We start from the raw sequence: 12877 nt of genomic DNA, 5'->3' as shown, positions 1-12877 counted from the left end.
GATGTGGGTCACATAATGTCTGGTGTGGACCGCGCCGTTCGACGGTTAGGCAGAGATCGTTCTGGCGAAGGAGCTGTGATGGAGAAGGTTGTCTCGAAGGACGGCACCGAGATCGCGTACGACGTGACCGGCAGCGGACCCGCACTCGTGCTGGTCGCCGGCGCGTTCACCGACCGGTCGAGGTACGTCCAGGATGCCGAGGCACTGGCGTCGGCGTTCACCGTGGTGAATTACGACAGGCGTGGTCGCGGTGACTCCGGTGACACGCTGCCCTACGCGGTCGAGCGCGAGTGGGAGGACCTCGCCGCCGTGCGCGACGCGACCGGCGCGCGGTTCGCCTGCGCGTACTCGTCGGGGTCGATGGTGCTGCTGCAGTCGGGGGTGCCGTTCGAGAAGCTGGCGGTGGTCGAACCGCCGTTCCGGGTGGAGGGCGCCCCGCCGGCACCGGAGCGGTACCTCGAGCGGTTGCAGGAGTTCGTCGCGGCCGGGAACCCGGGTGGCGCGGCCGAGCTGTTCATGGTCGAGGCCGTCGGCCAGCCGAAGGAGGTGGTCGACCAGATCCGGCAGACGCCGATGTGGGCCGGCCTGGAGGCGATCGCACACACCCTCGTGTACGACGCGCTGCAGATGGGTGACAGCGCGGTGCCGGCCGCGCTGCTGTCGTCGATCGACATCCCGGCGCTCGCGCTCTACAGCAACGCGAGCCCCGACTGGCTGAAGAACTCGGTCCGGCAGACGGCGGACGCGCTGCCGCACGGCACGGCCGAGGGCCACGAGGGAACCTTCCACACCATCGCCTCGGAGACGTTGGCGCGAGTGCTGGCGGGCTACTTCCTGGCTGCGTGAACCGGGCGGTGACCGGGGAGGCTCCGGTCCAGGAGGCGTTTGAGGCGTGGCGCCAGCGGCCGCTCGACGCCGTAGTGCAGGGCGGCCGCGACGCCGGTCATCAGCGCCATCGTGGCGGCGACCAGGAGGACGTGGTTCACCTGGTCGCCGAGCCGCTCGAAGATGATGAAGCCGAGGTGCGCGTGCACCAGGTAGAGCGGGTAGGTGAGCGCGCCGAGCACCGCGAACCACGGCCGGCCCAGGCGGTGCGTGAGTCTCAGCGCGACCGCCAGCATGACCGCGAAGATCGCCACAATGATCGCGACCACGGCCGGGCGGTGGATCTCGGTGTGGTACCGGAGACCGACGCGGTCGGCGAACCCGATGCCGCGGTGGATCGCGTTGCCGAGCGACACCGCGACCAGGACGAGGGTCTGCGGCGTCGCGCCGTACCGATGGATCAGGCAGAGCGCCATCCCGGCGATGAAGTAGTGCGAGAACTGGGTGTTCAGCACCAGATCGGTTGCGTGCGGCAACACCCCGGCCTGGAACGCGAACGTCGCAGCCAGCCAGGCCCAGAGGAAGATCGTCACCCGGCGGGCGGTGATGCCGATCCAGGTGAGGACCAGGATCATCGCGTAGAACCGGAGCTCGGCCCACAGGGTCCAGTACACGACGTCGACGTTCTCGATGTTCGGCAGCGAGTTGAACATCGTCAGGTTCGCCAGGTACTGCGGGAGCGAGACCGGGAAGCGTCCGCGGCCGAAGACGACCGAGACGAACGCCGTGAGCGTGACCGCGATCCAGTACGCCGGATACAGGCGGACCGCCCGGGACACGACGAACGACCGTGGCGTACGGTCCCAGGCGCTGAGCAGGACGACGAAGCCGCTGATCGTGAAGAACAGGTCGACGCCCAGGTAGCCGTAGCGCGCGACGACGTCCACGTGCGGGAAGCGCAGGTCGCTGAGACCGCCGGCGTACGCGGAGAACAGGTAGTGGTACGCCATCACCGAGACCGCCGCGAGGATCCGCAACAGGTCGATCTCGTGGAGCCGGCCCCGTGAGGGTTCCACAGCCGTCCTTCCGTCGGGTTCCCTCACTCCATCGCAGACGGCCGCTCCGATCGTCAGCCCGCAGCACGATCCGGATGTGCGACCTACGGATGACGGTCCGACTCGGGGTACGCGGCGACCAGACGGTTGTAGGCGGCAAGTACTTCGGCCGGAACGTCTACGTGGTCGATGAAGTTGCGGCCGCGCGGACCGTAGACGTCCGGGGACAGGCGGTGGATCTCGCCGAGCAGGAGGGACCGGAAGCGCTCGCGGCTCCAGATCTCGGGTGCGCCCGGCGCCGCGCCGACATGATCCGGGCCGATCCAGGGGACGACCGGCGCGTGGCTGATCATCGTGCTGCCGGGCAGGTCGGCGAAGGACCGCTCGAAACACGCGTGCGTACGACGCTGCATCGTCGGATCCTGGATCAGCAGCAGGGTCTGCGGGCGGCTGATGAGCGGGCGGGTGAAGGCCGCGTTCTCGCCGCAGTTGGTGGATCGGTCCTCGACGAGGATCTGATCGGCCGGGACGCCGTAGCGCAGGAGGAGCTCGCGGAAGACGTGCGACTCAGGCCGGCCGGTGGCCAGATCGAGCCCGCGCCGCCGGACGGCCTCGTCGAGGAACTGTGTCGAGTGCCCGATGCCGCCGCTCACGACGATCGGCGCGGAGTGCGCGCGGTGCGCCTCGGCCGCGACGTCCACCGACTCCACCACGGCCGATCCCATCAGCACGATCCGATCGACCCGCCGATCGACCGGGTCCCGTCGCGCGAGCCACCGCGCGATGACGTCCTCATCCACAGGTCACGCACTCCCGCCAGCCCTCGAGAAGATCAGTGCATCAGGTCGGCAGGCGCATCGGCATCAGGATGTAGGCGGAGTCGGACGTCGGTGTCTCGTCGGGGGAGCGGAGGCCGGTCAGGTTGGCCGGTTTGGTGGGTTGGGTGAACGCGAAATGTGCGGTCGGCGTGCCCAGCGATGCCAGGCCGTCGAGCAGGTAGCCGGCGTTGAACCCGGTCGTCACCGGATTGCCGGTGAGCGTGACCTCGACCGCCTCCGACGCCTGCGCCTCCTCGCCGTTGCCCGCGTCGAGTGTCGCCACGCCGTCCGCGAAGGTCAGCCGGACCGGCGCCGACCGCTCCGCCACCAGCGCGACCCGTTTGACGGCCTCGACGAGCGCGGCGGTCTGGACCGTGACGGTGCTGGTGATCGCGCTCTCGGCCGGGATCAGGCCGCGCACCTTCGGGAACTCGCCGTCGATCAGCCGGCTGGTCGCATGCCGCCCGCCGCCCTCGAACCCGATCAGGCCGTCCCCGGTGCGGGTCGAGCCGACGGAGAGGGCGATGTCGTGGCCGGACATCGCCTTGGCGACGTCGGCGAGCAGCTTGGCCGGGACCAGGGCATTCGTCTCGGCGGCGGGATCGACGGGTTGCCACGGGAAGGTGCGAACCGCCAGCCGGTAGCGGTCGGTCGCGAGCAGCGAGATGGTCGCGCCGCGGATCTCCAGCCGGATCCCGGTGAAGACCGGCAGCGTGTCGTCCCGGCCGGCCGCGCTCACCACCTGCGCGACGGCGCGCGCGAAGACCTCACCGTCGACGACGCCGCTCGCCGCGGGGATCTCCGGCAGCGGCGGATACTCGTCCAGCGGCAGGGTGTGCAGGACGAAGCGCGCGGCGCCGCTGCTGACCTGGACCCGGGCCGCCTCACCGCTCAGGTCCACCGACTCCCGGGGCATGCTGCGGCAGATGTCCGACAGCAACCGCCCGGACACCAGCACGCGCCCCTCGTCGGCCACCTCGGCCGGCACGCTGACCTGCGCCGAGCTCTCGTAGTCGAAACCGGACAACGTCACCTGCCCGTCGGCCGCCTCGACCACCATCCCGGCCAGGATCGGCACACTCGGCCGGCTCGGCAGCCCGCGCGCGACCCATCCGACAGCCTCGGCCAGCACCTCACGACCGACCCGAATCTTCATCCCAGCTCCTCCCCATCGAGAGGAACCACTCAATCAGCCGCCACCGACAGTTTGTGAAGGACGGCCCGCCGGGCCGTCCTTCACAGGACGACGCTCAGTAGACGGTCACTCCGTACGCCGACGCGGCCTCGGTGACGGGCTGGAAGAAGGTCGTTCCTCCGGTGCGGCAGTCGCCGCTGCCGCCCGAAGTCAGGCCGAGCGCCTTCGAGCCGTCGTACAGCGGGCCGCCCGAGTCGCCGGGCTCGGCGCACACGGTGGTCTGGATCAGGCCACCGACCTTGCCACCGCCCGAGTACCGCACGGTGACGTTCAGAGCGGTGACCGTGCCGCTGTGGGTGCCGGTCGTCGAGCCCTTGCGGGTGACGGACTCACCGACGAAGGCGTTGGCCGCAGTGAAGCCACCCGGGTGGCTCAGCGAGGTGTTCGTGTACTGCACCAGCGCGTAGTCGTTGCCGGGGAAGCTGTAGCCCGCGGTCGGGCCGATCAGCGTGCTGTGGTTGGAGTTCGTGTACCAGGTCTTGGCGACCTTGCCGCAGTGCCCGGCGGTCAAGAAGTAGTAGCTGCCGCCCTTCTGCACGTTGAAGCCGAGCGAGCAGCGGTACTGCCCGCCGTAGATCGCGTCACCGGCCGAGAGCAGCGGCTTGAAGACCCCGCTGGTGCGCTTGACCAGGACACCGTCGTGCTGCAGCGTCGCGAGCTCCTTGGCGGAGACGGTGCTGTCGGCTGTCACCACGACCTTGCCGGCGGCCGGGTCGGTGTACCAGGCGACGCCGCCGACACCCGACCGTTCGACCGCGGACTGCGCCGCGGCCAGTTGTGCGGCCGGTGACGGAGCCTTGGCCTGCGCCGGTACGGCGTACAGGGATGCTGCGACCGCGCTGACGGCGGCCAGGAGCTGGACGGTACGGCGCACGCGTGACGTACGTTCGATCCTCACTGTTCCTCCTGCGACATCACGGGACCGAGTGGGCGGGGTCCCTGGGAACGTCGTCGGCACCGGGCAGGGCTGATCGCCGCCGACACCTCGCATGTTCCCGCCTGACGTCAGTTGCAACCAGACCGTGCGTGCAAATCACCGAACGTAATCCGCTCCACCTGGTCGGCCTCCCGTCTGCTCAGAACGATTGCAGACAGTGCACCCGGTACGACGCTGCCCGGGTCGCTCGCCGCCTTCTGGACCACGTCGGGCCAGCGTCGGCAGTGCGTCTCCATACTGGTCGACCGTACGACTCGTCCGCGGGCCCACTGCCCTGAGCGAGCCACATCGCCCGGTACGTCGAGGAGGACCAGGTGGAGAGGCAGCCCGGCGTTCCGGGCGCGCCAGCCGATCAGGTGCCGCGCCCACGGGCGGGTCGCGCAGTCGTGGATCACCAGCGGCCCGCGTCCCGGGCGCATCGCGGTCAGGAGCGACACGTAGTGCACGAGATGCACCAGGGGACGCCACAGTGCATAGGGGAGTACGCCGAGCACCGGCATCCAGCGGTCACGGATGTGGGCGGAGTCGTACACACGTACGTCGTTGTTGCCGGCGAACACCCGGCGCAGGAGCGTGGTCTTTCCTGCACCGGGTATGCCGGCCAGCACCACGACGGCATCAACCGCGTAGCGCAGCTCTCGCCCTCGCAGTACTCCCTCGACAAGTCCCGAATGCATCGCACACGTCCTTCCTGCACTCGCCGGTACAGGTAGGACGAACGGGAGCCGTCAGAGGCACCGAAAGAACGCTGAGAAGTCGTTAGGAAGTCCCTGAGAGAACACCGCGCGATCAGTGGCTTCCGAAGGTCTCCAGCAGCACCGAGCGCTCGGCCTCTGTGAGGTTGGTGTCGACCAGCTTGATCCCCATGCCGTGGAACCGCTCGCCCAGGCGGTCGAGGTCACCCTGGTCGGTGACGACGAACAGGGCCGAGGTCCCCTCCGTCACTTCGCTGTGGATCTTGTGCAGTTGTTCCTTCGTGATACCGACGTCCTCCGTCGCCTTGCTGATGGCGCCGATGGCCGCCCCGATGGCGCCGCCGATCAGCGGGACGAAGAACAGCGCGCCGAGCAGCAGGCCCCAGAACGCGCCCCACCCGGTCCCTCGCCAGGTCTCCTCGTGACTCTGGTGCGTCGTCGGCTTCTTGTCGCCCTTCGGCCAACTGACCACCGCGTGGTCGAGGATCTTCACGATCCCGTCCGCACTGGCCCCCTTCAGTATCCGGACGGCCTTGTCGGCGCCGCCCGGATCATCGAACTTCCACACCGTGAACGTGGTCATGCCACCGCTCTCCCCTCGAAGGTCCGGCGCAGCACACGTTGCCCCCAGGGGCTACGCCCAGTATTGAGCGTAGCCCGCTGTGGACCGCCCCTGAAGACCGTGCAGCAACCCTCTGACCTGCGGCTTTCCGGTCAGAGCCGCAGATCGCGCCGCTGCTGCATCCGGCCGTCGCCGTCCAGCTCGACGACCGTGTCGACGCCGATCCGTTCCAAGAAGGCGACATCGTGGCTGACGACGAGCAGGGCACCGCGGTACGCGTCAAGAGCCTCTGCGAGCTGCTCGACGCTTGTGAGGTCCAGGTTGTTGGTGGGCTCATCCAGTACGAGAAGCTGCGCCGGCGGCTCCGAGAGCAGCAGCCGGGCGAGTGAGACGCGAAAGCGTTCCCCACCGGACAGTGTGCGCACCGGACGGTCCGGACTGTCGCCTCGGAGCAGCAGACGGGCGAGCTGGTTGCGAATCGTGCCGGCAGGCGTCTCTGTGGCGACGGACTGCACGTTGGCCAGTGCACTCGCGTCGTCGTCGAGGCCGTCGAGGCGCTGCGGGAGGTAGCCGACCAGGTCGGTCAAGAGCTTCCCGTGCGGTCGTCCGGGCATCGCAGCCGTCCCGTTGACGAGGTGGTTGATCAGCGTCGACTTCCCGCTGCCGTTCGCGCCGACGAGTGCGACCCGCTCGGGCCCTTGGATCACGATCGTGCGGTCGTCGTCGTACAGCTCGGCGATCCGCCGACCGCCCGGGACATCGGGATCGGGCAGCACAAGGTTGATGTGCTCCTCCTGGCGCACCCGGGCGTCCGCGGCGTCGACAGCTGCCTGGGCCGACTGCACCTTGTCGTCCAGCGTCGAGCGCATCGCACCAGCTGACGCCTGGGCCTTGCTCGCGCGGTTGCCGGCCAGGATCTTCGGTATGCCGCCGTGCTGCTGCGTCTTCTTGGCTGTGCGCTCGCGGCGCGCCAGCTTCGTCTCCGCCTCGATCCGTTGCCGCTTCTCCACCTTGAGCGCCTGCTGAGCAGACCGTGCTGCTTGGACGGCCGCGGCCTGCTCCTGCTCCTGGTGCTCCTTCCAGGCGCTGTACGGACCGCCGTACGTGCTCAGCGTGCCGCCGTACAGCTCGGTGGTGTTCTCCATGTGTTCGAGCAGTTCGAGGTCGTGGCTGACGACGACGAGCGTGCCGGGCCACTTGTCGACGAACTCGGCCAGTTTGGCGCGCGTCGGCCGGTCCAGGTTGTTGGTCGGCTCGTCGAGCAGCGTGACCGGCGTCCGGCGGACGCGCAGCCCGGTGATCGCGATCAGCATCGCCTCGCCGCCGGACACCTCGGCGACGCGGCGGTCGAGGTCGTCGGCCGAGAACCCGAGCTGGTCGAGGGCTTCGCCGGCCCGGGACTCGATGTCCCAGTCGTCGCCGATGGTGTCGAAGTGGCGCTCGTCGGCGTCCCCGGCCTCGATGGCCCGGATCGCGGTGACGATCGCGTCGATGCCGAGCAGTTCGGCGATCGTGGCGTCCTGGCGCAGCGTCAGCGTCTGCGGGAGGTACCCGACCTCGCCGCTCACGTCGATCTGCCCGGACGTCGGTCGCAGGACGCCGGCGATCAACCGCAGCAGCGTCGACTTGCCGGCGCCGTTGCGGCCGATCAGGCCGGTCCGGCCGGCGTTGATGGTGCCGCTGACGCCGGACAGCGCGACCACGCCGTCCGGCCACTCGAAGGTGAGCTCGCGCAGGGTGATTGCGGACTTGGAAGACATACTTGGGTGCTTTCGTGGATCGAGGTCGCGCGCGTCGGAACGCCCGGACCCGGGAACAGGTCGGCGCGAAGCGGACAGGCCGGGAGTGGCTCAGGCGGACCTCGTGACAGCACGGGCCGGACGCAACTGAAAGCCACCGGCGGTCCGGTGGCTAGATTCTGTCGACCTCGATCTCCACGACAGCGAGCTTAACAGGTGCCACCATCGGTCTTATCGGGCCGAATCAGGGGAGGTGGCGGCCATGGGCGGTGCTGTACGCCGGGTTCCGACCTACTGCCCGTTGTGTGTTTCGAAGTGCGGCGCGACCGCGGTCCTCGACGACGGCGCGTTCGTTGCCCTGGAACCCGATCCGTCACACCCGACCGGGCAGGCCGTCTGTATCAAGGGCAAGGCGGCTCCGGCCGTGCTGAACCATTCCGACCGGCTGCTGTACCCGGTCAGACGCACCGCCCCGAAGGGCGCCGCGGACCCGGGCTGGCAGCGGATCAGCTGGGACGAGGCGCTCGACACGATTGCCGAGAGGCTGACCGCCGCCGTACGCGAGCACGGCCCGGAGTCGGTCGTGTTCGCCAGCGCGTCGCCGTCGACGTCGGCGATGTCGGACTCGATCGACTGGCTGAACCGGCTGCGCCGCGCCGTCGGCAGCCCGAACTTCGCGGTCTACATGGAGCTCTGCGCGTGGGGCCGGATGGGTGCGCCGCTGTACACGTTCGGCGCGCCCGTGCCGGGGTCGTACATGCCTGACCTCGACAACGCCGGCTGCATCCTGTTCTGGGGGTACAACCCGTCGGTGGCGCGGCTGGCGCACGCCACGGCGACGACAGCGGCGGTGCGCCGCGGGGCCAAGCTGGTCGTCGTCGACCCGCGGCGCGCCGGGCTGGCGAGCAAGGCGGACCACTGGCTGCGGGTCCGACCCGGGACGGACGCCGCCTTGGCGCTGGCGATGACGCACGTGATGATCACACGCGGCTGGTACGACGAGGACTTCGTACGGCGCTGGACGAATGCGCCGCTGCTTGTCCGCAGCGACACCGGGCGACTGCTCCGGGCGGACGAGGTGTTCGGTGACGGCGAGCCTGGCGGCTACGTCGCGTGGGACGGTCGGCCGGTGCGGTACGACCCGTCGGCTGGTCTTTATGACGGCGAGGAGTCGCGGTTGGACCTGGCCGGGACGCACGACGTACCGACGGTGGCCGGGCGGGTCGTGTGCCGCCCGGTGTTCGCCGTACTGGCTGAGGAGTGCGCTCGCATGTCGCCGGAAGCGGCAGAAGCTCTGACGGGAGTACCGGCGGGGGCGATCGAGGCGTGTGCTCGGACCCTGTGGGAGTCCCGTCCGGTCGCCTTCTACACGTGGAGCGGGCTCGAGCAGCACAGCAACGTCACGCAGACCGTCCGTGCCATTGACGTGCTTTATGCGCTGACCGGCTGTCTCGACGCTCCGGGTGGGAATGTGTTGTTCTCCGCGGTCCCGGCCAATCCGGTGGCGCCGATGGTTGCCCCGGGCGACCGTGTGCGCGCTCTCGGGTTCAGCGATCACCCGCTCGGCCCGGCGCAGTTCGACTTCCTCACCGGATCGGCCCTCTACAGCGCCGCGCTCGACGGTCGCGTCCGGGCGCTGCTGACCTTCGGCGCGAACCTGGTGATGGCGCACGGCGACACCGCGCGCGGCCGGGAGGCGCTCGCTGCGGTCGATTTCGTGGCGCACGCGGACCTCTTCCTGAACCCGACCGCCGAACTCGCCGACATCGTCCTGCCGGTCGCCGCCGCGTTCGAGGCGGAGGCGCTGCGCATCGGCTTCGAGACCAGCCAGGACGCCCAGTCGCTCGTCCAGTTGCGTACTCCGCTCGCAGCGCCGCGCGGCGAGGCCCGGTCCGACCTGCAGATCATCTTCGCCCTGGCCGAGCGCCTCGGGGGCGGGGACCAGTTCTTCGGCGGGGACATCGAGGCCGCGTTCCGGCACCAGCTCGAGCCGGCGGGTGTCACCTTGGAGCAGCTGCGCGACAACCCGGCGGGGGTCCGTGTCCCGCTCACCACGACGTACCGCAAGTACCGCGACACCGGCTTCCGCACGCCGACACGCAAGGTCGAGCTGTACTCCGAGACGCTCGGCGACGCAGGCGTGCCGCCGCTCCCGACGTACGCCGAGCCTGCCACCAGCCCGCGGTCGCGACCCGACCTCGCCGCGAAGTTCCCGCTCGTCCTCACCTGCGCGAAGTCGCTGTGGTTCTGCGAGTCGCAGCATCGCGGCATCGCGGCCCTCCGCAAGTCCACACCGGACCCGCAGGTCGAACTGCACCCCGAAACAGCCGCAGCCCGCGGGATCGGCCCCGGCGACTGGGTCCGTATCTCCACTCCCACCGGCAGCGTCCGGGCCCGAGCGAAGTTCAACGCCAACCTCGACCCGTCAGTCGTCTGCGGCCAGCACGGCTGGTGGCAGGCCTGCCCTGAGCTAGACCTCCCCGCCTACCCGATCCAGGGCCCCGACAGCGCCAACCTCAACCTCATCCTGTCCCAAAACCCCAGCGACCCGATCAGCGACAGCTCCCCACTCCGCTCATCCCTCTGCGAGATCACGCGCCTGTGAGGCCTAGGCCATTCACCCGTGCCGGACGATGACGCAGGGAGCTGAGGCTCCGACGATGGCCCTCTGACAAGTGTCGTCCGCGTGACTCAGGACGCCGTGATCGGACAGGGACATGACGGAGCGACGCGGAGAGGTCTACGAGGCGCTCGACCTGGCGCTGCGGATCGGCGAGGTGCTCCTGCTGTCCGGGGCCGGCGCGGCCGATGTGACGGCCGCCATGCTCGCGGTGACCGACGCCTGCGGGGTGCACAACGTCAGCGCGGACGTGACGTTCGTGGATCTGACGCTGCGCCACCAACCGGCCATTGACGTGCCCGCCGCACTGCAGGTCCGCCGGGTGACCTGGCGCCCGGTGGACTACGCCGAGCTGATCGAGGTCGACGAGACGGTGAACAGCCTCGTCGCCGGGGACATCACCCGGCGCGAGGCTCGTGACCAGGTCGCCCGGATCGTGTCCACCGGACGTTCTACCAGCAGGCGGCGGGCGGCTTCGTGGCCACGCTCATCGCGGTCCTCGCCTCGGCCACGGAGCTCGAGGTGGATCCGTCGCGAGTCGTCACCGCGGGGATCGTCATGCTGCTGGCGGGAGTCGGCATCATGGGCGCCACCCAGGACGCCCTGACCGGCTTCCCGGTCACGGCCAGCGCCCGCTTGATCGGCGGCGTGCTGAACACGGCCGGCATCATCGCGGGGGTGGCCGCCGGGCTCACGGTCGGCGAGCTGCTAGGGGTCGGCCTGACCGCCTTCACACCCGGTGCGGCCGGCCTGGCGGAGGTAGGGGTCACCGTGTTCGGTGCCGCAATGGCTGCCGGGGCCTTCGCGTTCGCGTCGTACGCGCCGCCGCGCTCGCTGGTGGCGGTGGCCCTCGTAGCGGCGCTCGGACAGGCGGTCCTGCTGGCGGTCGACAGCTCCGAGGTCGGCCGGACGTGGGGTTCGGCGCTCGCCACCGCACTCGCGCTCGCGGCCGGCGTGATCCTCGGTCAGTACCTCGCGCGGCCGCTCAAGCGCGAGGCACGTCGGCTGGAGACCAGGCTCGCGGGCCCACGCATGGTCGGCGCGTTCCGGCATCGCCGTGCCGGCAACAGGTAGGTTGTCTCAGCTGCTCATCGAGGCGTAGTTCCGGAGGAACAGGGCCTCGGTCAGCGCCATGGCTTCGATCTCGGCAGGATCCACGCTCTCGTTGGGGGCGTGGATGAGGGCCAAGGGCTCCTCGACGCCGATCAGGATGAGCTCGGCGTCGGGGTAGGTCTCCTCGAACACGTTGCACAGCGGAATCGACCCGCCCTGTCCGAGACTGGTCATCGGCCGGCCGTACGCCTCCTGCATGGCCTGGGCCATCGCCCGGTACGCCGGGCCGTCGGTGGCCGCCTCGAACGGGGCGCCGGCCGCCTCGATGTCGACTGTGACGTGCACACCCCAGGGCGCGGCCGCCTTCAGGTGGTCGGTGAGGGCCCGCTGGGCGGTCTCGGGCGACAGGCCGGGCGGGATCCGCAGGTTCAATCGCGCCGCGGTCCTGGGGACCACGGCCGCGGCCGAGCCGACGACCGGCGGGCAGTCGATGCCCAGGATGGTGACCGCCGGCCGGGCCCACAGCATGTCCGACACGCTGCCGTCCCCGAGCAGCGAGACTCCGTCCAGAACCCCCGCGTCCGCGGTGAACTGGTCGGTCGGGTACGGCGCGCCCGACCAGCTACGGGTGTTGTCCAGCCCGTTGATGGTGGTGTTTCCCTTCGCGTCACGTAGTGAGGCCAGCATCGCCACCAGGGCGGCGAGGGCGTCGGGAGCGGGGCCGCCGAACATGCCGGAGTGGACCTCCGAGGCGAGAGCCTCGACCGTGACGACGACGTTGACCATGCCGCGCAGGCTCACGGTGGCGGCCGGGTGGCCGACCGCGGCGTTGCCGGTGTCGCAGACGAGGATCGCATCGGCGCGGAGCAGGTCGGCGTGCTCGGGGACGAACGCCTCGAGACCGCCGGTGCCCTGCTCCTCGGAGCCCTCGACCACCAGCCGCAGGTCGACCGGGACGTCCTCCCCGAGCGCACGCAGGGCCGCCAGGTGCATGACGATGTTGCCTTTGCAGTCGGCCGACCCGCGGCCGTACCAGCGTCCGTCGGCCTCGGTCAGCTCGAACGGGGGAGTGCGCCAGGCGGCCTCGTCGAGCGGCGGCTGGACGTCGTAGTGGGCGTAGAGCAGCACGGTCGGCGCGTCGGCCCGGGAGCACTTCCTGGATCCGACGACCGCCATGCTGCCGTCGCTGGTCTCTTCGAGATGGGCGTCGGTGAACCCGGCGTCCGCGAAGCGCTCGAGCACCCACCGCGCGGTGCGCTCGCACTCCTCGGCGGGATACTGGCGTGCGTCGGCCACCGATCGCAGCGCGACGAGCTCGGCGAGTTCGTCGCGCGCCATCGGCATCAGGTCCGCGATGCGCTGTTGCAGGTCGTCCATG

Annotated in this window: 12 protein-coding genes; 4 read left to right on the top strand and 8 right to left on the bottom strand. The window is 70.0% G+C overall.

The genetic code is table 11. The features are described 5' to 3' along the window. The first annotated feature begins 78 nt into the window (after positions 1-78). Positions 79-846, top strand: a complete 768-nt coding sequence (locus tag ABZW60_RS34745; RefSeq protein ID WP_355484198.1) for an alpha/beta hydrolase — start codon at positions 79-81, stop codon at positions 844-846. Here the strand turns inward: ABZW60_RS34745 and ABZW60_RS34740 are convergent. The 7 genes from ABZW60_RS34740 to ABZW60_RS34710 form a co-directional block, all read right to left on the bottom strand. Continuing rightward, positions 828-1901 carry an acyltransferase gene (locus ABZW60_RS34740; RefSeq protein WP_355484197.1) on the bottom strand — a complete coding sequence of 358 codons (1074 nt, stop codon included), beginning with the start codon at positions 1899-1901 and terminating at the stop codon, positions 828-830. The two genes, ABZW60_RS34745 and ABZW60_RS34740, sit on opposite strands and share 19 nt — an antisense overlap. Positions 1902-1984: 83 nt before the next feature. Next, positions 1985-2680, bottom strand: a complete 696-nt coding sequence (locus tag ABZW60_RS34735) for a YdcF family protein (protein WP_355484196.1) — start codon at positions 2678-2680, stop codon at positions 1985-1987. Positions 2681-2720: 40 nt separating this feature from the next. Next, positions 2721-3854 carry a DNA polymerase III subunit beta gene (gene dnaN / locus ABZW60_RS34730; protein ID WP_355484194.1) on the bottom strand — a complete coding sequence of 378 codons (1134 nt, stop codon included), beginning with the start codon at positions 3852-3854 and terminating at the stop codon, positions 2721-2723. Between the two features lie 94 nt (positions 3855-3948). Continuing rightward, positions 3949-4791: a S1 family peptidase gene (locus ABZW60_RS34725; RefSeq protein WP_355484192.1), complete on the bottom strand. Its 843-nt coding sequence runs from the start codon at positions 4789-4791 to the stop codon at positions 3949-3951. A 107-nt stretch (positions 4792-4898) separates the two neighbouring features. Continuing rightward, positions 4899-5507, bottom strand: a complete 609-nt coding sequence (locus ABZW60_RS34720; protein ID WP_355484190.1) for an AAA family ATPase — start codon at positions 5505-5507, stop codon at positions 4899-4901. Between the two features lie 112 nt (positions 5508-5619). Then, complete coding sequence (locus ABZW60_RS34715) at positions 5620-6108, bottom strand: DUF1269 domain-containing protein (RefSeq protein ID WP_355484188.1); 489 nt, start codon at positions 6106-6108, stop codon at positions 5620-5622. A gap of 131 nt (positions 6109-6239) precedes the next feature. Further along, positions 6240-7847 (bottom strand): ABC-F family ATP-binding cassette domain-containing protein, encoded by a 1608-nt coding sequence (locus tag ABZW60_RS34710; protein ID WP_355484187.1) that lies wholly within the window; start codon positions 7845-7847, stop codon positions 6240-6242. A 241-nt stretch (positions 7848-8088) separates the two neighbouring features. Here ABZW60_RS34710 and ABZW60_RS34705 point away from each other — a divergent pair, with 241 nt between their 5' ends. The 3 genes from ABZW60_RS34705 (at position 8089) to ABZW60_RS34695 (ending at position 11520) form a co-directional block, all read left to right on the top strand. Continuing rightward, a complete protein-coding gene (locus ABZW60_RS34705; protein WP_355484185.1) occupies positions 8089-10431 on the top strand; it encodes a molybdopterin-dependent oxidoreductase in 2343 nt (780 codons plus the stop codon). 112 nt (positions 10432-10543) lie between these two features. Beyond that, on the top strand, positions 10544-11053 hold the full coding sequence (locus tag ABZW60_RS34700) for a threonine/serine exporter family protein (RefSeq protein WP_355484183.1): 510 nt from the start codon (positions 10544-10546) through the stop codon (positions 11051-11053). Beyond that, positions 10936-11520, top strand: coding sequence for a threonine/serine exporter family protein (locus ABZW60_RS34695; RefSeq protein WP_355484269.1), 585 nt, complete (start codon positions 10936-10938; stop codon positions 11518-11520). The genes ABZW60_RS34700 and ABZW60_RS34695 overlap by 118 nt, the downstream gene beginning before the upstream one ends. 6 nt (positions 11521-11526) lie before the next feature. On the opposite strand, the gene ABZW60_RS34690 is transcribed toward ABZW60_RS34695, so the two are convergent. Continuing rightward, positions 11527-12876 (bottom strand): dipeptidase, encoded by a 1350-nt coding sequence (locus tag ABZW60_RS34690; protein ID WP_355484182.1) that lies wholly within the window; start codon positions 12874-12876, stop codon positions 11527-11529. Position 12877: the final 1 nt, after the last annotated feature.

Origin of the sequence: Kribbella sp. NPDC003557, assembly GCF_040610805.1 — a bacterium.
Taxonomy (GTDB): Bacteria; Actinomycetota; Actinomycetes; order Propionibacteriales; family Kribbellaceae; genus Kribbella.
The sequence above is the reverse complement of the archived record's forward strand: the minus strand, read 5'-3'. Positions and strand labels throughout refer to the sequence as shown.

Coding starts and splice junctions, on each gene's coding strand:
- ABZW60_RS34745 (WP_355484198.1), top strand. CDS start 79: ATGGAGAAGGTTGTCTCGAAGGACGGCACCGAGATCGCGTACGACGTG.
- dnaN (WP_355484194.1), bottom strand. CDS start 3,854: ATGAAGATTCGGGTCGGTCGTGAGGTGCTGGCCGAGGCTGTCGGATGG.
- ABZW60_RS34720 (WP_355484190.1), bottom strand. CDS start 5,507: ATGCATTCGGGACTTGTCGAGGGAGTACTGCGAGGGCGAGAGCTGCGC.
- ABZW60_RS34715 (WP_355484188.1), bottom strand. CDS start 6,108: ATGACCACGTTCACGGTGTGGAAGTTCGATGATCCGGGCGGCGCCGAC.
- ABZW60_RS34710 (WP_355484187.1), bottom strand. CDS start 7,847: ATGTCTTCCAAGTCCGCAATCACCCTGCGCGAGCTCACCTTCGAGTGG.
- ABZW60_RS34705 (WP_355484185.1), top strand. CDS start 8,089: ATGGGCGGTGCTGTACGCCGGGTTCCGACCTACTGCCCGTTGTGTGTT.
- ABZW60_RS34700 (WP_355484183.1), top strand. CDS start 10,544: ATGACGGAGCGACGCGGAGAGGTCTACGAGGCGCTCGACCTGGCGCTG.
- ABZW60_RS34690 (WP_355484182.1), bottom strand. CDS start 12,876: ATGGACGACCTGCAACAGCGCATCGCGGACCTGATGCCGATGGCGCGC.